The 20,057-nt window shown below is 72.9% G+C and carries 13 protein-coding genes; 10 read left to right on the top strand and 3 right to left on the bottom strand.

From position 1 onward, the window contains the following. Nucleotides 1-58 precede the first annotated feature (58 nt). On the top strand, nt 59-2,266 hold the full coding sequence (locus ORI60_RS25325; RefSeq protein WP_266040370.1) for a hypothetical protein: 2,208 nt from the start codon (nt 59-61) through the stop codon (nt 2,264-2,266). A gap of 179 nt (nt 2,267-2,445) precedes the next feature. On the opposite strand, the gene ORI60_RS25320 is transcribed toward ORI60_RS25325, so the two are convergent. Continuing rightward, a complete protein-coding gene (locus ORI60_RS25320) occupies nt 2,446-3,153 on the bottom strand; it encodes an AfsR/SARP family transcriptional regulator (protein WP_266040369.1) in 708 nt (235 codons plus the stop codon). Between the two features lie 136 nt (nt 3,154-3,289). Here ORI60_RS25320 and ORI60_RS25315 point away from each other — a divergent pair, with 136 nt between their 5' ends. The 9 genes from ORI60_RS25315 to ORI60_RS25275 all read left to right on the top strand — a co-directional run bounded on the left by ORI60_RS25315 (nt 3,290) and on the right by ORI60_RS25275 (nt 17,537). Beyond that, entirely contained in the window at nt 3,290-5,617 is a 2,328-nt protein-coding gene (locus tag ORI60_RS25315) for a glycoside hydrolase family 3 protein (RefSeq protein WP_266040368.1), read from the top strand. A gap of 9 nt (nt 5,618-5,626) precedes the next feature. After that, nucleotides 5,627-6,250: a TetR/AcrR family transcriptional regulator gene (locus ORI60_RS25310; RefSeq protein WP_266040366.1), complete on the top strand. Its 624-nt coding sequence runs from the start codon at nt 5,627-5,629 to the stop codon at nt 6,248-6,250. Nucleotides 6,251-6,558: 308 nt separating this feature from the next. Next, complete coding sequence (locus tag ORI60_RS25305) at nt 6,559-9,243, top strand: AfsR/SARP family transcriptional regulator (RefSeq protein ID WP_266040364.1); 2,685 nt, start codon at nt 6,559-6,561, stop codon at nt 9,241-9,243. Nucleotides 9,244-9,348: 105 nt separating this feature from the next. Further along, nucleotides 9,349-9,528, top strand: a complete 180-nt coding sequence (locus tag ORI60_RS25300) for a thiazolylpeptide-type bacteriocin (RefSeq protein WP_266040363.1) — start codon at nt 9,349-9,351, stop codon at nt 9,526-9,528. Continuing rightward, nucleotides 9,525-11,942: a lantibiotic dehydratase gene (locus tag ORI60_RS25295; RefSeq protein WP_266040360.1), complete on the top strand. Its 2,418-nt coding sequence runs from the start codon at nt 9,525-9,527 to the stop codon at nt 11,940-11,942. Before ORI60_RS25300 ends, ORI60_RS25295 begins: the two co-directional genes overlap by 4 nt. Continuing rightward, the gene (locus ORI60_RS25290) at nt 11,939-13,018 is read left to right on the top strand and encodes a lantibiotic dehydratase C-terminal domain-containing protein (protein ID WP_266040359.1); all 1,080 of its coding nucleotides are present in this window, start codon (nt 11,939-11,941) and stop codon (nt 13,016-13,018) included. The genes ORI60_RS25295 and ORI60_RS25290 overlap by 4 nt, the downstream gene beginning before the upstream one ends. A 5-nt stretch (nt 13,019-13,023) precedes the next feature. After that, nucleotides 13,024-14,508: a hypothetical protein gene (locus tag ORI60_RS25285; RefSeq protein ID WP_266040358.1), complete on the top strand. Its 1,485-nt coding sequence runs from the start codon at nt 13,024-13,026 to the stop codon at nt 14,506-14,508. Then, nucleotides 14,505-16,019, top strand: coding sequence for a YcaO-like family protein (locus ORI60_RS25280; RefSeq protein ID WP_266040357.1), 1,515 nt, complete (start codon nt 14,505-14,507; stop codon nt 16,017-16,019). Before ORI60_RS25285 ends, ORI60_RS25280 begins: the two co-directional genes overlap by 4 nt. Before the next feature lie 18 nt (nt 16,020-16,037). Next, nucleotides 16,038-17,537: a thiopeptide-type bacteriocin biosynthesis protein gene (locus tag ORI60_RS25275; RefSeq protein ID WP_266040356.1), complete on the top strand. Its 1,500-nt coding sequence runs from the start codon at nt 16,038-16,040 to the stop codon at nt 17,535-17,537. Here ORI60_RS25275 and ORI60_RS25270 read toward each other — a convergent pair. Both ORI60_RS25270 and ORI60_RS25265 read right to left on the bottom strand, forming a co-directional pair. Then, nucleotides 17,523-18,509, bottom strand: coding sequence for an acyl-CoA dehydrogenase family protein (locus tag ORI60_RS25270; protein WP_266040355.1), 987 nt, complete (start codon nt 18,507-18,509; stop codon nt 17,523-17,525). The two genes, ORI60_RS25275 and ORI60_RS25270, sit on opposite strands and share 15 nt — an antisense overlap. Next, nucleotides 18,506-20,047 carry an aldehyde dehydrogenase family protein gene (locus ORI60_RS25265; RefSeq protein ID WP_266040353.1) on the bottom strand — a complete coding sequence of 514 codons (1,542 nt, stop codon included), beginning with the start codon at nt 20,045-20,047 and terminating at the stop codon, nt 18,506-18,508. Before ORI60_RS25265 ends, ORI60_RS25270 begins: the two co-directional genes overlap by 4 nt. Nucleotides 20,048-20,057: the final 10 nt, after the last annotated feature.

Raw genomic sequence — 20,057 nt, 5'->3', positions numbered from 1 at the left:
CCGTCCTCCGCTAGGTTTCCCCAGTCCTGGCCGAGAAAGTGCATTCGAGGGTGAAGCGGTGCTGGTGCCGGAGTCGGCGTTCGAACGGGCGGAACTGGGGTCCGGGCAGCTCTTCGCGGTCGCCCGCCCGCCGGGGGCCGAACGGACGCGGCACCTGGTCCAGGCCGTGGAGCAGGCTCAGGCGCGGGGCCTCGCCGTCGTCTGGGCGACCTGCCGCGCCGACGCTCCGGCGTACTGGCCGTGGCACGCGGTCCTCGCCGGTCTGGGCGGTGACACGGCGGTGCTCGACGCCGAGCCCGAGATCTGCGCGCAGAAGGTCGCCGACGTCCTCAAGCGCACACCCGCGTTGGTCCTGGTGGACGACGTCGACCTGGCCGGCGCGGAAGCGTTCCGGCTCACGCAGCTGGTGGCGGAGAACCTGCACCAGCTGCCCGTCGTCATCGTTGTCACCTCCACCGGCACCACCGCCCTGGACCAGACGGTCCGCCTTGTCGAACGCGCGCACGCCGCGCTGGCCGGCGGCCGGATCGCCGAGGCGCGGGACCTGCTCGACCGGGCCGCGCGCGACGGTGATCCGGAGGCGGCGCTCGGCCTGCCGGGCATGTGGGTCAACAAGTACCGCGGCAGGGCCGATCGCGCGTTGGCGATCGCCCGTCTGCGCGAGGCGCTGGCCTCCCGGCCGTCCGAACCGTTGCGCACCAGGTTGATCACCAGGCTCACCGCGGAGCAGGCCTACGACCGGCGCGAGACCGAGCCCGTGCTGCGGGCGCTGGAGCAGGCCAGGGACACCGGCGACCGGCTGGCCCTGGCCGAGGCGTTGTCGTTGGCGCATCACGCGTTGTGGTCCCCGGAGCACACCGCCTTCCGGTTGGCGCTGGCCGACGAGCTGATCTCCGTCGCGTCGGCTGCGGGCCTGGACCTGCTGGCGCTCAGCGGATTGTGCCGCCGCACGATGGACCTGTTCTGCCTGGGCGACCCGCACGCGGAACGGTCCCAGGCCGAGCTGGCCCGGCGCGCGTCCGGCTGTCCGGGGCTGCTCTTCTTCCACGCCGCGATGGACGTGATGCGCACGATCCGCGCGGGCCGGTTCGCCGAGGCCGAGCAGAAGTCCCTGGCCTGCCTGCGGATCGGGGTCGAGGCGGGTGACGTGGACGCGGAGACGTTCCACAGCACGCACCTCTTCGCGATCCGGTGGCTGCAGGGACGCGGCGGCGAACTGGTCGACCTCGCCGAGCAGGTCACGCACTCCCCCACGCTGCCGGACCTGGAGTTCAGCTTCGAGGCCGCGCTCGCCTTGCTGGCGCTCGAGGCGGGCCAGCGGGACCGCGCGCGGTCGGCGTTGCACCGGCTGACCCTCAACGGCCTCACCGCGGTCCCGCTGTCGAGCACCTGGATCACGTGCATGTTCTGCGTGGTGCACGTGGCGGCGGAGCTGGGCGAGGCGGACATCGCCCGCGAGGCCTACCGGTTGCTCGAACCGTTCGCCGCGCTGCCCGTCGTGCCGGCCACCGCGATCGTCTGCTTCGGCTCGGTCGAGCTGCTGCTGGGCATCGCCGCCACGACGTTCGGCGACGCCGCTCTCGCCACCGGGCACCTGGAACGCGCCGTCACCACCAACATCCGGCTCGGCAACCTGCCGATGACCGCGTACGCCCGCGCCACCCTCGCCCGGACCGTCGGCGGCGAGCGGGGCAGGGCGTTGTTCGACGTCGCCGTCGACGACGCCAACGCGATCGGCATGACGGCACGCGCCGCGACGTGGGCACGGGCCCGTGACGGGCTGTCCGGCCGGATCGTGATCCGCAAGGAGAACGGGTGGTGGGTCGTCTCCCACCACGGCAGGGAGATCCGCGTCGAGGACCTCGTGGGCATGCGGTACCTCGCGCGGCTGGTGGCCGCCCCCGGCACCGAGATCTCCGCTCTCGACCTCGTCGGCGGCGAGGACAGCGGCAACCAGCCGGTGCTCGACCCCGTCGCCCGCGCCGCCTACCTCACGCGCATCCGCGACCTGCGCGCCCGGCTCGACGACGATCCGTCACCGCGCCTGGAGGCCGAGCTGGAGGCGTTGCTGAGCCACCTCGAACGCGAGACCGGCGTGGGCGGGCGTGGGCGGAACTTCGCGGGCCCCGCCGAACGCGCCAGAACCGCGGTGCGCAAGGCGATCCGGCGTGCCATCGACACGATCGCGGCGACCGAGCAGTCCACGGCGGACGCGCTGCGCGACGCCGTGACCACCGGCTACCGCTGTTCCTACCGGCCCGGCTGATCCCGGCCACCGCACGGCCGCCGGTTCGCCACCGCCGGCCGCCAGGATCGGGGACCGGGTCCCGGCTCGCACCCCCCAGGGCGAGCCGGGACCCACCCCGGGCCGGTACCTCCGAGGGGGAGGCACCGGCCGGAGGCTGAGGGGCTGCGGCCCGCACCCCCGACACGGGCCGCAGCGCCTCAGCCGGCCAGCACCGCGGCCTCCCTGCGCCGCAACGCGCTACCGGGCTCCATCCCGAACTCCTCGACGAGCAGCGTCCGCACCCGCCGGTACGTCCGCAACGCGTCGCCCGCCCGGCCCGCGCGGTGCTGGGCCTCCATCAGCAGGTCCCACAACGACTCCCGCAGCGGGTACAGCGCGACCAGCCGTTCGAGCTGCGCGATCGCCTCGGCGTAGCGCCCGTCCAGGCAGAGCGCCGCGGCCTGGTTCTCCTCGGCGAACGCCAGCGCCTCCCGCAGCCGCACGATCTCCGCGCCGGCCCAGCCCTCGACCGGGCAGTCCGCCAGCGGGTCACCGCGGTGCAGGGCGAGCGCCTGCGCGTACCTGCCGCACCGCAGGTGCTCGTCGAACTCCTCGACGTCGACGGCGACCTGCGTGACGTCGAGCAGGTAGCCCGGTTCACGCGTCAGCACCACGCCGTCCGCGCCGGCCAGTTCCAGCGCCCGGCGGACCTTGGCCACGTGCCCCTGCAGCGTCTTGGTCCCGGTGGGCGGCACGTCCTCGCCCCACAGGCCGTCGACCAGCGCGGATCTGGACACCAGGCGGCCCGTTCTCAGCGCCAGCAACGCGAACACGGCCCGCCGCCGCGCCCCGGTGAAGAGCACCGGCCCGTCCGGCCCGCGGACTTCCAGCGGCCCGAGCAGCCGCACCTCGACCTTCATCACCATTCCCCTCCCCTTGGACACAAGAAGAGGCGTGCCGCGGATGTGCCGCGCGGCGGCACATCACGGCGCGATAACCGAACGGTAACGGCAGGACATACCGACCGAGTGCTCGGTCGGTGCTTCTGGTCTGCTCGAGGACATGGACATCGAGAAGGCGATCGCCGGGCTGGACCTGCCGCGGAAGGTCCGGCTGCTCACCGGTTCCGCGCTGTTCGCGCTGCACGCGGAGCCGGAGATCGGCCTGGCGTCGCTGAAGCTGTCCGACGGACCGACAGGTGTCCGCGGCGCCGAGCTCAGGGGCGGCACGATCGCGTGCGTGCTGCCGAACGCGACGTTGCTCGCCCAGCACTGGGACGTGGCGCTGGCGCACGAGGTCGGCGAGGTGCTCGCGGACGAGGCGGCGGCACAACGGGTCCACGTCGTGCTCGGCCCGACGATCAACCTGCACCGCACGGCGCTCGGCGGCCGGCTGTTCGAGGCCTACAGCGAGGACCCGCTGCTCACCGGCCTCATCGCGGCCGCCTACGTGCGCGGCCTGCAGGGCAAGGGCGTCGCGGCGACGCCGAAGCACTACGTGGCCAACGAGTCCGAGACCGAGCGGCGCACGGCGAGCATGGTCGTGGACGAGAAGACCCTGCGCGAGGTCTACCTGCTGCCGTTCGAGATCGTGGTCCAGGACTCCGCGCCGTGGGCGGTCATGGCGGCCTACAACAACGTCAACGGCGTCCCCGCCACCGAGCACACCGAACTCGTCGAGGGGGTGTTGAAGGGCGAGTGGGGGTTCGACGGCCTGGTCATGTCGGACTGGTTCGCCACGAAGTCGACCGCGGCGAGCGCGAACGGCGGCCTCGACCTGGTCATGCCCGGCCCCGGCGGCCCGTGGGAGGACGAGCTGGTCGCCGCCGTGCGGGCGGGCGAGGTCGCGGAGCCGGTCATCGACGACCACCTGCGCCGGTTGCTGCTGCTGGCGTCGCGTACCGGCGCGTTCGGCGACCAGCGCTCGTGGCCCGGCGACCTGCCCGCGCCCGGCAGCGCGCTGCGCCGTGAGCAGCTGCGCAGGTTCGCGGCGGGCGGCATGACCGTGCTGAAGAACTCCGGCGTGCTGCCGTTGCGGGACTCCCGCGTCGCGCTGATCGGCCGGCACGCGCTCGACACCGTCGCGCAGGGCGGTGGCTCCGCCGGTGTGCGGCCGCCGCACGTCATCAGCATCGCGGACGGCCTGACCTCCGCACTCGGCGACTGGGTGTCCGTTGTGGACGGTGTGGAGGTCCGCCTCCGGCACACCGCTCCCGCCGCCGGGGTGCTGAAGGACGTCCGTGCCACGACGTACGACGCGGACGGCGGGGTGCTGGCGACGCGCGACATGGAGATCGCCGAGCTCGCGGCGTACGGCGGCTGGGCGCAGGGCGCCGCGTCGATCGAGCTGTCCGGCGAGGTCGTGCTGGACGAGCCGGCGCGGATGCTGGTCGGCGTGCGCGGCTTCGGCGACTGGACGATCGACGTCGCCGGACAGCGGCACGCCACCGTGCTGGCCTGGGCGGACGGCATCGTCGAGGAGGCGCTGCTGAAGCCGCCGCACTGGACGGCCGAGGTGCTGCTGTCGCCCGGTGACCGGATCACGGCCCGCGTTCGCGGGGCCAGCGCGCTGGTCGGCCTGATCACCCAGCCGGTCCCGCGGGCTCCCGCCGACGCGATCGGTGCCGCGGTGCGGGCCGCGCGCGAGGCGGACGTGGCGGTCGTGGTCGTCGGCCTCACCGAAGAGCAGGAGACCGAGGGCTTCGACAAGACCACGCTCGCGTTGCCCGGCGAGCAGGACGCACTGGTCGAGGCGGTGGCGGCGGCCGCGCACCGCACCGTCGTCGTGGTGAACGCCGCCACGCCGGTGCTCATGCCGTGGCTCGCCCAGGTCGACGCGGTGCTGTGGGCCGGGCTGCCCGGTCAGGAGGCCGGTGACGCGGTGGCCGCCGCGTTGCTCGGGCACGTCGAACCGGCCGGGCGCCTGGTGACGACGTTCCCCCGCTCCGACTCCGGTGCCTTGCCGCTGACTCCGTCCGGCGGCGAACTGGTGTACTCCGAAGGCACCGCGATCGGCTACCGGGGCGCGTCCGACCCGCTGTTCTGGTTCGGCCACGGACTCGGCTACACGACCTGGGAGTACGGGGAGGCACGCGCGTCCACTGTGGACGGCGTGCTCGCCTCGGTCTCGGTGGAGCTCACCAACACCGGTGAGCGGTCCGGCCGGGAGGTCGTGCAGGTCTACCTCCGCCCGCGGGACGAGACCGTCCGTCTCGTCGGCTTCGCGGTGGCGGACGTCGAGGCCGGGCGGACCGTGCGGGTCGACGTGCCGTGCGACGCGCGGGTCCAGCGGACGTGGGCGGACGGCTGGCACCCCCTGACCGGCGGCGAGGTGCTGCTCGCCCGAGGGCTCGGCGACGTCCGCGTCACCCTGCCCGCCGACCAGGGGTGAGGTGACGCGATGTCGGTCCCGCCGAGGTACCGGACCAGGTCGCGGGTGGACGTCTCCGGTGAGGAGTCAAGGGCCAGAGCGGTGGCCGCCGCGACGGAGTTGTTCGCGCTGACGGGCTTCAAGGGCACGTCGGTGGCGGCGGTGGCGGCCAGGACCGGGCTCTCGCAGTCCGGCCTGCTGCACCACTTCCCGAGCAAGGCCGCGCTGCTGACGGCCGTGCTGGAGGAACGCGACCGGCAGGACGGCGACTTCCTGACCGGCGGCGGAGGTCCGCCACTGGGCTGGGCGGCGTTCGACGCGCTGGCCGCCCTGGTGGCGCGCAACTCGGCGCGGCCGCACCTGGTCGGCCTGTTCGTGCGGCTGGCCGCCGAGGCGACCGAACCCGGTCATCCCGCACACACCTGGGTGCACCGGCACTACACCGGGCTGCGGCGATGGCTGGCTAATGCCGTGCGCACGGGTCAAGAACGAGGAGAGATCGCCGCGGACGCCCCGGTCGACTCGGTGGTGCGCACGACGATCGCGGTGATCGACGGGTTGCAGCAGCAGTGGCTGCTCCAACCGGACGAGGTGTCGATGACGGCGGAGTTCGAGGAGTTCACCCGAACCCTGCGAGCCCGCTGGGCGGGCTGACGGCTGAACGCAAGGTGGTGGCCCGGTGCAGTCTGGGGGACCCGTCCGGGCCACCGGTCTTGCGGTAGGTGGCCGACGTGCGCGGTGACTTTCACACGCCGGCCGGGTTCTGGGGGAACCGGATCCGGCAACTGCGCCGACCCCCACTCCCGGGGAGTTCTCGGGCCCGGCGGCGCAGGTACCGGATCTGGACACAAAGATGTCAGGGGACGTGCACAGATTTCGCCCAGGCCGTGCACAGACCGTCAGGAAGTGCGCGAGTATGGCTGTGCACCCCAACGCCTGGATCATCGAGGAGCGATCGACCTGTGGAGTTCCTGCTGCTCGGCTCGCTGGCGGTACGGCGGGAGGGCACATCGCTGGACCTGGGCGGCCCACGGCAACGAGCGGTTCTCACCATGCTGTTGCTGCACGCCAACGAGGCGGTCAGCGTCGCACAGCTGACGGACGCGGTTTGGGATTCTCCGCCGGTGTCGCCCGAATCGAACCTCCGCACGTACGTCGCCGGGCTGCGCAAGGTCCTCGGCGAGAGGCTGAAGACCCGGGCCGGCCACGGCTACCAGCTGGTGGTGGAGCCCGGCGAACTGGACCTTGACGCGTTCGACCAGCTGGTGCGCGAGGGCGAGAACGCGCTCTCCGACGGCGACACGGAGGCCGCGGCGGACCTGTTCGGCCAGGCCCTGGCCAGATGGCACGGCGTCCCGACCGCCGAGCTGAACGCGGGACCGTTGCTGCGCGCGGAGTTCACCCGGATCCAGGAACGCCGGCTCACAGCCGTCGAGCGGTTCGCCAAGGCGTCGCTGGAGCTCGGCCGGTTCGACGACGCGATCGACCGCCTGCGGCGGGAGACGGCGCTGCACCCGTTGCGCGAGGAGTTCTGGGCGCAGCTGATGCTCGCGCTGGACCGCTCCGGCCGCCGCAGCGAGGCGCTGGAGGCCTACGCGGCGGCCCGCAAGCACATGATCGAGCAGGTAGGCGTCGAACCGGGCTCGCGGTTGCGCCAGTTGCAGCAGGTGGTCCTCGAAAGCCGGGTGCCCTCGCCCGCGGCTTTGAACGCGCACCGGCAGCTGCCGATGGACATCGCCGAGTTCACCGGGCGCGAGTCCGAGCTGCGGCGGCTGTGCGAGCCGGGCCCGCAGACCACCGTCGTGATCTCCGCGATCGAGGGCATGGCCGGTGTCGGCAAGACGAAACTGGCTGTGCGCGCGGCCCACCGGCTCGTTCAGCGTTATCCGGACGTGCAACTGTGGGCAGACTTGCACGGCTTCGACGCCGACGAGCTGCCCGCCGACCCGTCCGCCGTGCTGGAGAGCTTCCTGCGGCTGCTGGGCGTGCCCGGCGGGCAGATCCCGGAGTCGCTGGAGGAACGGGCGGCGCTCTACCGCGACCGGCTGACGGGCAAGCGCGCGCTGGTGCTGCTCGACAACGCCGCCGGCGAGGACCAGGTGCGGCCGTTGCTGCCCGGCGGCTCCACCTGCATGGTGCTGATCACCAGCCGGCGCACGCTGCTGCGGCTCGACGGCGCCAAGTCGGTCTTCCTCGACGTCTTCACGCCCGGCGAGGCGCTCGCACTGCTCGCCCGGATCGCCGGTGAGGACCGGGTGCGCGCCGATCACGAGGCCGCGGAACGGATCGCGGAACTGTGCGGGCACCTGCCGATCGCCGTCGCGCTCGCCGCGAAACGCCTGGCCCGGCGTCCGCAGTGGACGTTGCAGGACCTGGTGGACCGGCTCGAACGGGGAGGAGGCCTCGGCACCCGGGGCGTGTTCGACCTCTCGTACCAGGCGTTGCCGGAGAACCAGAGGCGCCTGTTTCGGCTCCTCGGACTCCACCCCGGGGAGGACCTCACCGCCGACTCGGCCGCCGCACTCGCCGGGCTGACCGCGTACGAGGCGGGCGACCTGCTGGAGACGTTGCTCGACGAACACCTGCTGCAGCAGCACACGCCCGGCCGCTACAGCCTGCACGACCTGTTGCGCGCGTACGCCGTCGAGCAGGTCATGGCCGCCGAACCGCCGCCCGCCCGCGCGCTGGCGCGGCGCCGGGTGCTCGACTGGTACGTGCACACGTCCTGGCACAGCGCGCAGCAGCTCAACCCGCAGCGCAGGCTGGAGATCGCTCCCGCCGACCCGGCGGTGCACCCGCGCACGTTCGAGGACCGCGACGCGGCCCTGCTGTGGTGCGACACCGAACGCGCGAACCTCGTCGCCGCGATCCGCGACGCCGCCCAGCACGAGTTGCCCGAGCAGTCCTGGAGTCTCGCCCAGTGCCTGTGGGACTTCTTCAACCTGCGCAAGCACTGGGCGGACTGGATCGACACGCACGGCGTCGCCCTGGCCGCCGCCCGCTCGGTCGGCGACCGCAGCGCCGAGGGCCGGATGCTGATCACGCTGGGCATCGCGCTGCGCGAGGTCCGCCGGCACGACGAGTCCATCGAGTACAACCAGCAGGCGCTCGCGATCTTCCGCGCGACCGGTGACAAGTCGCGCCAGGTACCGACGCTCAACAACCTCGGCATCGTCCACATGGTGCAGGGCCGGCCCGATGACGCGCTGGCGTGCTACGAGCAGTGCGCCGAGATCGCCCGCGAGCTGGGCGACCTGCACACGGAAGCGGTGACGCTGAACAACATCGCGCTGCTGCACGCCGACGCGGGCCGGTTCGACGTGGCGTTGTCGCGGTACCTGCGGGCGCTGGAGATCCGCGAGGACATCAAGGACCCGTACAGCGAGGCCATCCTGCTCAACAACATCGGCGAGGTGTACCGGGGGCTGCTCGACTTCCCCGAGGCCGTGTCGTACGTCGAGCGGGCGCTGGAGACGTTCCGGGCGATCGGCGACCTCTACGGGCAGGCCGAGTCGCTCGACAACCTCGGGCTAGCGCTGGACGGGCTGGGTGACCGCCGTGGCGCGGAGAAGTGCTGGCTGGAGTCGGTGACGTTGTTCGAGGAGCTGGGCGAGCCCAAGGCCGACGAGGTCCGTTCACGTCTGTGAGCGGCCGATCAAGCAAAGTGCGATCGGTGCCGTATCGCGTTTCTCCAGCCTGTTCCGAACAGCCCCTGGGCGAGTTCGCCACAACTGAAGACGTGAGGACACGGCATGAAGGATCTCTCGTTCGACCCTGACGACCTGGAGCTCGGCGACCTCGCGGTCACCTCCCTGCGCGACTCGGTCGCGCTGCCGGAGTCCGGTGCGTCCGGCGGCGCGTCGTCGTGCTCGTGCGGCAGCTCGTCGTGCAGCAGCTGCACCCAGCCCCAGCTTCCCGCCCAGAACGCATGAGCGATCGCGTGCAGGGAGAAACAGCGCCATACGCACTCGTGCGCCTGGCGGCCCTGCCGCACCCGGACGGCGCTGCGGCGGCAGCGCCGTTCCGGCGGGCGGTGGAGGCACTGGCCGCGGTGGAGGCCTCGCTGGTGTCGCTGGCCGGACCGGTGTCGGACCTGTTGCACGACAGCGCCGGCACGCACCCCGACTCCTACCACCGCGCCGTCGTGCTGCCGTTGCGCCGCGACGTCCACAACGGACGGATGCCCCGCCCCTCGCTGCGCGGTGAGGCCGACGCGCTGGTGTCGCGCTTTCCGCAGCTCGGCGACTGGCTGTCGGCGGTGGAGCAGCGGGCCGCGCTGACCGAGGACGTCGAGCGGCTCCTGCCGGACGCGCTCGCCGCCGAACGCGAGGTGCTCGCGTCGTTGTGCGGCACCGAGTCCCTGCGCAAGGCCGCCGTCCTCAGCGGCCGCGACCTGTGGCAGGGACTCGCACGGGCCGGCGCCGGTGACAAGCGCTCCCGCAAGGCCGAACCGGCCGTGCTGCGCTACGCCCTGCGCGCGACGTCGAAGACCAGTCCCCTGTCCTGGTACGCCGCCGTCGGCTGGGCCACCTGGTCCCCCGACGCGCCCACGCCCGACTGGGGCACGCCGGTCGCCGTCACGCGGGTCAACCAGGTGCTGCTGTCGCGGCTGACCGCCGCCCTGCTCGCCGACCGCGCGCACCTCTTCGACCACCCGCACCGCCTCGCCCCCGACGTGCACCTCGACGACGGCCGGCTGAAGTTCCGCCGCGACGTTCCCGCGCGGGGTCCGTTGCGCGCGTACGTCGGCATCCAGGAGGACGTCGAACTGGCGTCGAGCGCGCCGTTGCAGTTCCTCGTGGGCCTCACCGGCGCGAACCCCAAGGGCATCAGCCCCGCCGAGCTCGCCAGCGCGCTCGCGACCCGGCTGCCTGACGGCGAGTCCGATCGCGCGCAGCACTACGTCGCGTTGCTGCTCGACATCAAGCTGCTCGTGCCGGTCCTGCCGGTGGACCCGCAGGACCCCGCCGCCTGCCCCGCGCTGGCCTCGTGGCTGCGCGACACCGGCCGTGCCGAGCTCGCCGACCGCGTCATCTCGATCTACCGCGACACCCTGGCGTTCGCCGACACCGACGCCGCCCAGCGGCCCGCCGCGCTCGCCGCCCTCTTCGCGGCCTGGGAGGAACTGGGCTCGATCACCGGGGCGGACCTGGGCCGCGTGACGCCGTTGAGCGAGGACGTCGTGCTGCCCCAGCCGTTCCGGCTCGGCCGCGCGCACGGCTACGACGGCGTGCGGTCGCTGGCCGGCCTCACCCCGCTGCTGATGCTGTTCGACCGGCACCTCGCGATCCGGCGGCACTCGCGCGACCTGTTCGTCACGAAGTTCGGCCACGGCGGATCCGCCCGCCTCGCCGAGTGCGCGCCGCTGATGCACGAGGCCATGTCCGGTGCGCCGACCGGTGGTCTGGGGGCGAGCCGCGCCCAGGTCGCCGATCTGGTGCGCGACGGCGTGATCACCGACGAGGTCGTCACCGCCGCAGCGGACCTGCTGCCCTCGTGGATGAAGACCAGGCCGGTGTCGTACTCGTTCTTCGCCCAGCCGTCACCCGACGGCCTGGTGGTGAACCACGTCTACGACGGGTTCGGACGCTTCCCCGGCAGGTTCCTCGACCTGCTGCCGCCCGAGGCCTACGCGACGGTCCGGGCCACGCTGGACGGCGTGTTCCCGCGCGGTTTCGCGGAGTACCGGCCGGTGCAGGGCTTCAACCCGAACCTGCACCCGCTGCTCGGGCGAGCCGAGATCGGCGAGGACCCGCACTGGGCCGACCACACGCCGGACGCGCTGGAGATCTTCCACGACCAGGAGAACGACGAGCTGCGGCTGCGGCGCCGGGACAACGGCGCCGTGCTGGACGTGCTGTACCTCGGCTACCTCATGCCGATCTCGCTGCCCGACCGCGCCGCCGCCCTGCACGCGGACCTCTCGTGCGGTGCGGCCGACCTCTCGCCGCTGCAGCCCGTCGAGGTCCGCGGTGACGTGCGCGTCGCCGATCGGCTGCGCTACCGCGACGTGGTGCTCGGCCGGCGTTACTGGGACTTCCCCGCCGCCGCACTGGAAGAGGCGTTCTCGTCCGCGGCCGGTGCGACCGCGCTGCGCGCCCGCTACGGCATGCCCGCGCAGCTGTTCGCGGGCATGGGCGGCGTGATCACCTCCCGCGAGGACTTCGAGGCGCGCGTGAACGGCCCGAAACCGCAGTACGCCGACCTCACCAACGCGCTGCACCTGCGCTGCCTGCCTCGCCTGACGCCCCGCTACGGCGACCACGTCCGGCTGACCGAGGCGCTTCCGGTGCCGTCCGGACAGGTGCTGGAGGTCGTCGCGGAGACCTACCGGAGGGCTGGATGACCGACGTCGTCTGCTACTACCACGACCCGATCAAGGCACCGCTGCTGCGCGACGGCGTCCTGCCCGCTCTCGCCGCCACCGAAGCCGCCTTCTCCGACGTCATGGGCCACGTGGAACGCCACTGGCTGCACGGCCCGCACGTGCGGGTCGTGCTGTCCGGTCCGTCCGCGCCGACGGCGGCATTGCTGCTGGCCACCCTGCTCCGCTCCTACCTGGCCGCACATCCGTCCACTGTGGAGCTTGACGAGGCATCACTGCTCGCCCACGCCGAGTCCGCGGCCGTCGCCGAACTGCTCCTGCCGCCGTTCACCCCGTTCCACCCCAACAACTCCGTGCACATCGAGCCGACCGACGACACACGGCTGCGCTCGCTCCTGCCGGAAGCGCACATCGCCGTGCGTGCAGAAGGGCTCCGGTTGGGCATTCCGGCCTTGCGCCACTCCTTCTCCGTGCCGCGCGCGACCCTCGCGCTGACCGCGATGGCCGTCCACGCCAGCCGTTACCCGGCCGGCCTGCGCTACGGCTACCACTCGTTCGTCTCGCACGTGGAAGATTTTCTGCTGGCCAGCGACGCCGACGGCACCGTCCGGTCCAAACTGGACTCGATCTGGACCGCGAATGCCGCCACCGCCTGCGCCCTGGTCGAGCAGGTTGCGCTGGGCCACCCCACCAGCCACCTGGAAGCGGCCTGGCAGACCTGGACCATCGCCCTGCGCCTGACCGCCGAGGAACGCTACGACGCGGGCCTGCTCACCGCGGACCCCAACCCTCGCCACGGCGAACGCGCGTACGAGATCGGCGACGCGGACGCGATCCGCCGCTACAACTACGGCGAGCGGACGAAGTTCAGCGACTACCACACCGCGATGTGGACCGTGGACCTCTCCGATCCGGCGATCGCCCGCTCGATGGCCGTCCACCGCATCGGCACGAACGTCCTCTACCAGCTGCTGGCGATCTGCGACGTCACCCCGATGGAGCGCTACGCCGCGGCCCACCTCCTCGCCAACGCGGCGCAGCAGGTCCTGGGCACCACGTGGGCCGAGCAGTTCGCGGCACTGCCGAAGGTCGGGTGAGGCGCGTGCTCGTACGGCTGCGCCCCGTCGTCCAGGCCACCCGGACCGCCGACGGCCTGCACCTGCGCGGCTGGGCGTCGAGCTGCACGCTCTCCGGCGGATCCGGCCTGTGGAAGGTGTGGCAACGCCTGGCCCCGCAACTGGAGGCGGGGATCCCGCGAACTTCCCTGGAGGTGCCCGAAGGCACCGCCGCGGCCGTGCGGGCCGCGGTCTCGCTGATCCTGGAACAGTTGTGGGAGCACGACATGCTGGTCGAGATGCCGTCGTGGGGTGCCGACGCGCCTGCTCCGGAGGTGGCCGCCTGGCTGGAGTCGGCGGCCGGGGAACCGGTGGAGGCCTGGCGGCGGCTCCGTGCGGCCACCGCGGTCATGGCCGGGCACGGGGTGCTGCAGGACGCGGCCGTCCGGGCGGCGGAGGCGGTAGGACTGGCGGTGCGTCGGTCGGAGGCGGCCGGCAGCCGCGAGCTCGTCGCGTCCGCGGGGGACCTCGTCGTCCTGGCGGGGTGCGGAACCGACGCCGGCTACGTACTTCCGCCGACGGCCAGAGGACTGCTTTCGGTCAACACTGAAACCACTATGCAAATCGCTGCGCGGCTCGGTGTCACGGGCGATCCGCCCGCGATCCTGTCCGCCCTCATCGGATCCGCGGCCGTGCACCGCCTGGTCTGCGCCCTCGCCGGCCTGCCGGACCCGGCCGCCGGACTCGCCACGGGCACCTACCCGATGGTCCTGACCGCCCACGCCGATCCGCTCACCGCCACCTACCACCCGCTGCTGCAGGGCCCTCCCGCGCCGGACCCGTGGCAGGCGCTCGACGCCCTCACCGACGACGAGCTCGGCCCGGTCGACGCTCCGGTCCTCGGTGCCCTCCCCCAGGTCCCGGCCAACCTCGCCACCTCGGGAGACGCGCTGGGCATCGGCACCACGGCCGACAGCGCCCGCCTCAACGCGGCCCTCCACGCCCTCAAGACCGACGGCGTGCTCGGCATCGACGAGACCCACGCCAAAGGCGCCGCACTCCGCCTGGCCGCGCGTCACCACCGGGGCGAGCCGGCCGACGCCCACGAGTGGACCGGCGACCCGACCGCGCACCGGTGGTGGAAGGCGCTGACCGCGAGGTTCGGCATCCCCGCGGTGGTCCGCGTGGAGCGCCTCGCACCGGGCGTCCACAGGGCGGAGATCGGCAACGGCCGGCAGGTCCTCGCGTGGGCGGTCGAGGCGACGGCCGCGGACGCCGTGGCCTTCGCCGCCCTCGCCGCCACCGGGTACGCCCAGGCAGGCCGCGCCGGTACCGCGCACCTCAACGGCGCCGCTCCGCTCAAGCCCGCCGACCACCCGGACTGGGTCACCCGCCAATGGCACTGGCCCGCCGACGTGCGGGACCGCGAAGAACGCCTCCAGCAGGCGATCGCGAGGCTGCCCGGCGTCAGGATCCGGCCGCTCCGGCTCGACCCGGAACTGCGCGCCGCCGGCCTCAGGGCGTACCGATGACCCGCGTGGACGGCGGGCTCACCCTCCTCGGCCCGACCGCGGGCGTCTGCGTCGCCTGCGCGGAGACAGCACGGCTCGCCACGGCCAAAGCGCCTCGCGACGCGCGGCTGAGAGGTCTGACCGCACCGGCGTTCCTGCCCTTGGTGGCCGCACTCGAGAACCGGGAACACGACACGGTGATCGCGATCCGCACCGACCTGGGGCTGGTGTCCACCCACCGCGTCACGCCCGGCGACTGCTGCTCCCCGACGCCCGAGCCCAACGAGGACACCAAGACGCCCCGTGGCGAGCTCCGCACGCCGAACAGGAGCACCGGCGTGAGGGACGCCGTGGTCGACTTCCGGCACGGACCGGTCACCGCGCTGTTCCGCACGGGAGACCTGCCTCTCGCCACGGTCACCGCCGAGCTCGACTCCCACACCGCCGGCTACGGCCGCGCCCCGTCGTTCGAAGAGGCCGAACGCGTCGCCCTCTTCGAGGCGGTCGAACGCCGCAACGGCATGCGCCCACGCCACCCGGACCCGAGGGAGGCCTCGTTCGCCGAACTGGGACCGGACCGCGCGCTCGACCCGCAACGCCTGGGCCTCAACGACTTCGGCAACGCCTACCACCCGGACCTGAGGATGCGCTGGGCCGAAGGCTGGTCGTACACCGGCAGGAAGCCGATCCTCGTACCGGAGCAGGTCGCGTACTGGGCGGCGGACACACCGGCGGAACAGCGGTTCGTCCACGAGACGTCCAACGGCTGCGGGCTCGGCAACAGCCTGACCGAGGCCGTGCTGCACGGCCTGTTCGAGGTGGCCGAACGCGACGCGTTCCTGATGGCCTGGTACGCCCAGACGCCGCTGACGAGGATCAAGCTCCCGCCCGACCCGCTGCTGCACCACCTCGCCGACCGGCTCGAAGAGCTCGGCTACGAGCTGCTGTTCCTCAACGCCACCAACGACCTGGGCATCCCGGCCGTGCTGACCCTCGCCAGGACCACCAGACCCGGCCTGCCCCAGGCGTTCTTCGCCGCCGGCGCCAGCCCGGACCCCGCGAAGGCCCTGCTGTCGGCCGCCGTCGAGCTGGCCGTGGACGTCGAGGCGTTCGCCGACCGGGCCAGGGCGAACCCCGGGAACTACCGCAGGGAACGCCTGCTGGAACTCCTGCACGACCCGGCGCAGGTCCGGAGCATGGACGACCACGTCGCCGTCAACACCCTGCCGGAGGCCCGGGAGCGGTACGCGAACCTGGTCAGCGACGACCCACCCGAGGTCCTCCCCGATCAGCGGAACCACACAGATCTGCGCGAGCTGCTCGACCGCTGCACGGAAGACCTCCGCGGCCGGGGCCTGGAGCTGATCGCGGTCGACCAGTCCGACCCGCACACCACGAACACCCTCGGGCTGCACTGCGCCAAGGTCGTCGTGCCGGGCACGCTGCCCATGACGTTCGGCCACCTGCACCGCCGCACGACGGGCCTGCCCCGCCTGCCCAGGTCCACCGGCCACCCCCACCCGTTCCCCTGAACCACCGTTGGAGCAGCTGTGACCTGGACCGGCCTGCACTGCAGGGTGAACTGGAACCGAGCGGACCTCGACGCGTTCATCGCCGACGCGCTCGCGCCGGAGATGGCTGGCGAGGAGTGGTACTTCCTGCGCTACTGGGAGACCGGCCCGCACCTGCGGGTCAGGATCAGGAACGCGCAGAACGCCGACAAGCTCGAGGTGCGGCTGCGGGAGCTCATCGCGGCCCAGGACTTCGAGCAGGCTCGGGGAGAACCGGACTGGCTCCCGCACGGTGACGTCCGCGAGGTCGAGTACGTCCCGGAGACCGAGCGGTACGGCGGCCCGCGGGCACTGCCGATCGCCGAGGAGGTCTTCTGCCACAGCACGGAGGTGGCGGTCGCCGTGCTCAAGGCGACCCGCACGGACAGCGCCCGTCTCACCGCCGCCATCGACCTCACCATCGCGACGGCGAAAGCGCTCGACCTGACCCTGCCGCAGGCCGCGAGCTGGTTGCGCAGCCTGGGTTCCGGCTGGCGCAACGTCCAGGAGCAGGCGCCCGTGCCCACCATCGGGTCCCAGCACGCCGCCCACCAGCTCATGGCCAAGCGCGGCCGCGACCTGGCCGCGCGCTGGCACCGGGAGCCACGCGGCGCGGTCGCCCACTGGCGGAGCACGATCAACGAGGCCAAGCAGCGCATCGACGTCTGGCTGCCCCACGTGTGGGCCTCGCAGCTGCACATGCTGCTCAACCGCCTGGGCATCACGCCCAACGAGGAACGCATGATCTGCTGGACCACCGCGGCCGCCGCCATGTCCCCGAACGGCCTGACCGACTTCCACGACGACGGCGAGACCGCACCGGACCGCCGGTACCTGGAGGCGAGCAAGTTCCTGCCGGGCTTCGCCGACCAGCTCCCCCGCAGGGCCGCGCCGGCCCGGCAGCAGTGGCCCGCCACCACCTCCCTGCCGTCCACAGTGGACACGGACACGCTCAGGGCGCGGCGAACCAGCCGCGACCTCACCGGTGACCTGAACGCCGAACAGCTCGGCACCCTGCTGTGGAACTCCATGTCCCCCAAGGACGGCAGGTGGCCGTACCCGAGCGCCGGAGCCCAGTACTGCGCCAGGATCAGGCTCATCGCGCTGAACGTCGACGGCCTGCCCCGGGGCCGGTACGAGGTCGACGAGGTCGAGCGGGCCCTCACCTGGTTCGGCGAGGCGCCGCCGATCGAGGACCTGGAGGCGACCTCGATGTGGTTCGGCCCCGGCACCACCGAGCTCTCCGGCACCCCCGCCGTGCTGGCCCTCTACATCAGACTCGGCTCGCTGCGGCAGACCTACGGCCTGCGGGCGCTGCGGTTCGCGTTCACCGAGGCCGGGCACCTCGCGCAGAACCTCACCGTCACGGCGGCGAACCTCGGCATCCGCACCGGACTGGTCGGCGGGTTCTACGACGACATCGCCCACGACGTCATCGGGCTCGACGGCGTGGACGACGCTCTCGTCTACTTCCTGCCGCTGGCCTCAAATCCCGACTGAGTCCAGCAGCTGCCCGACCGTCGGCTCGATCGCGGCCGCCGCCCGCGCGTCGCGGAACCGGCGCTCGATGCCGAGGTCGCGGCGGAAGGCCGCGTCCCCGCACACCTTCATCGCCAGGTCCGTGACCGCCACCGCGGCCTCGGTCGCGGTGACGGCGAGCAGCCGGACGCGGTCGGCCGACCGTTCCGGATGCCACGTCACCGCGGACAGGGTGTCGTTGTAGAGCACCCGGACCGCGTCGGTGCGCAGCCGCATCCGGGCCAGGTCGGAGCGGGTGCGCGGATCACCGCCACCGAGGTGCCCGACGGCCGCCGCCAGCGCACCCTCCATCAGTCCCAGCGACACCGCGGCCCCGAGCACGACGAACCACGGGAACGCGAGCTCCTCCGACCACAGCCGGTTGGACGCGGGCACTCGCACGGGATCGGCCTCCACGCAGGTGGCGACGGTCCCCCGCAGACCCATCCCGGCGTGGTCGGCCGGGACCAGCAGCCCCGGTGCCTCGGCCGGGACGAGCCACAACGCCGGGCCGCACGACCAGACGTAGCTGTCCGCCTCCCCCGCCGCGATCACCCAGCTCTTGCGCGCCCGCACCTGCACGACGTCGCCGTGCGCCGACATCGCGCCCGGCGAACCGAAGGCGGCCAGCGTCGACAGGTGCCGGCCCGCCGCGATCTCGGTCCGCAACCGGTGCGGGCCCGAGCGGTCCAGCACGGCGGCCGCGGAGTAGTGCGAACGCAACACCGAGGCCGTGGCGCCGCAGACCTTCGCCACCTCCTCGACCACCCTGCCGGCCGACCGCACGTCCTGGCCTCCCCCGCCGACCGTGCGGGAGATCGTCATCCCGAGCAGGCCGCGGGCGCCCAGGGCGTTCACGGCGGCGCGCGGGAACCTGGCGTGCTGGTCGACGTCCGCGGCGTTCGGCGCCACCACGGTCTGCACGACGCGGAGCAGGTCCGCCCGGTACGTCACGTGGGCGGGTAGAGCGAGTAGGAGGGGAAGTTGCCGTACGGCCGTTCGTCGGGCGGGCCCTCGGTGACGGCGTGGACCAGCAGCGAGCCGCCGACGAACGCGCCGCGCCAGGAGGCACCGCGGCCGCCGAACACCTCGTCGCGGTCACCCCTCGACCGGGGCTTGTTGATGCCGACCTTGAACGCCTGCAGGTCCGCGCTCAGCCGCCGCGCGGTCGCCTCGTCGTCGCACGCCAGCGACGCGACCAGGGCACCGTTCGAGGCGTTCATCGCGGCCAGCAGCTCCGCCTCGGTGTCGACCAGGACGATCGTGTCGACCGGCCCGAACGGCTCCGCGTGGTGCAGCACCGACGAGCGCGGCGGGTCGAGGATCGCGACCGGCGCCAGGTACGCGGCGGTCTGCTGGCCCGGCAGGAACCGGCCGGAGTCCACCGATCCCCGGTACAGCGGCACGCCACCGGCCCGGATCGCCTCGTCCACGACGTCGCCGAGCTCCTTGGCCTTCGCGTCGTTGATCAACGGCCCGAAGTCCAGCTCCGGCAGCTCGTCGCCCGGTGCGGCGACGGCGAGCGGGTGCCCGAACCGCACGTCCCGCACCGCGGGCAGGTAGACGCTGAGGAACCTGTCGAACAGCGACCGCTGCACGACGTAGCGCGGGTACGCGGTGCAACGCTGCTTGCCGTAGTCGAAAGCCTTGCGGATCTGCGTGCCGAGCACGTCCCAGGAGTCGGTCTCCCAGACGCCCCAGCAGTTCAGGCCCTCCTGCTCCAGGACGTGCCGCCGGTTCGAGTCGACCAGGCGCGCCGCGATGGCGCTGCCGACGTCACGACCGCCCACGAAGGACACGCAGCCCAGGAACGACGACCCGGCCAGCACCGGCGCGAGCTCGCTGCCGCTGCCGGACACGAGCGTCAGCGGCAGCCCCGACCGGACGGCCAGCGCGGTCGCCAGCGTCAGGCAGCTGACGCCGCCGTCCGTCGGCGCCTTGGCGATGACGGCGTTGCCCGCCAGCGCCTGCACCAGCATCGCGTGCATCAGCACGCTCATCGGGTAGTTCCACGAGGCGATGTTGCTGACCGGGCCGGTCAGCGACGACCGGCCGGCCAGCATCGAGTCGATCTCCTCGACGTACCAGCGGACGCCCTCGATGCAGCGGTCGACGTCGGCCGTGGCGAGCCGCCACGGCTTGCCGATCTCCCACACCAGCAGCAACGACAGCAGGTCGCGGTGCTCGGTGAGGGCGTCCAAGGCCTCCGAGACGCGCGCTTTGCGTTCCGCGAGCGGCACGGTGCGCCACTCGATGTGCTGGTCGACGGCCGCGACGACCGCCCGGCCCGCGACGTCGAACTCGAGGAAGGGCGGCCCCGCGGTGGTGGAACCGTCGACCGGGCTGGTGGCCGGCACCGGTTCGCCGGAACGACTCCACTCGCCGCCGAAGTGGTTGAGCAGCCGATCGTCGTGGAACGCTTCGGGTGCGGCCTGCACGCACCGCGAGTACGCGTCGTGCCACGACGTGCCGGGCTTGAGGATCAACGACATTGGGCGGTCC

Source organism: Lentzea sp. NEAU-D7 (assembly GCF_026242055.1).
In the GTDB taxonomy this organism is placed as follows: Bacteria; Actinomycetota; Actinomycetes; order Mycobacteriales; family Pseudonocardiaceae; genus Lentzea.
This window is presented reverse-complemented; position numbering and strand designations above follow the sequence as displayed.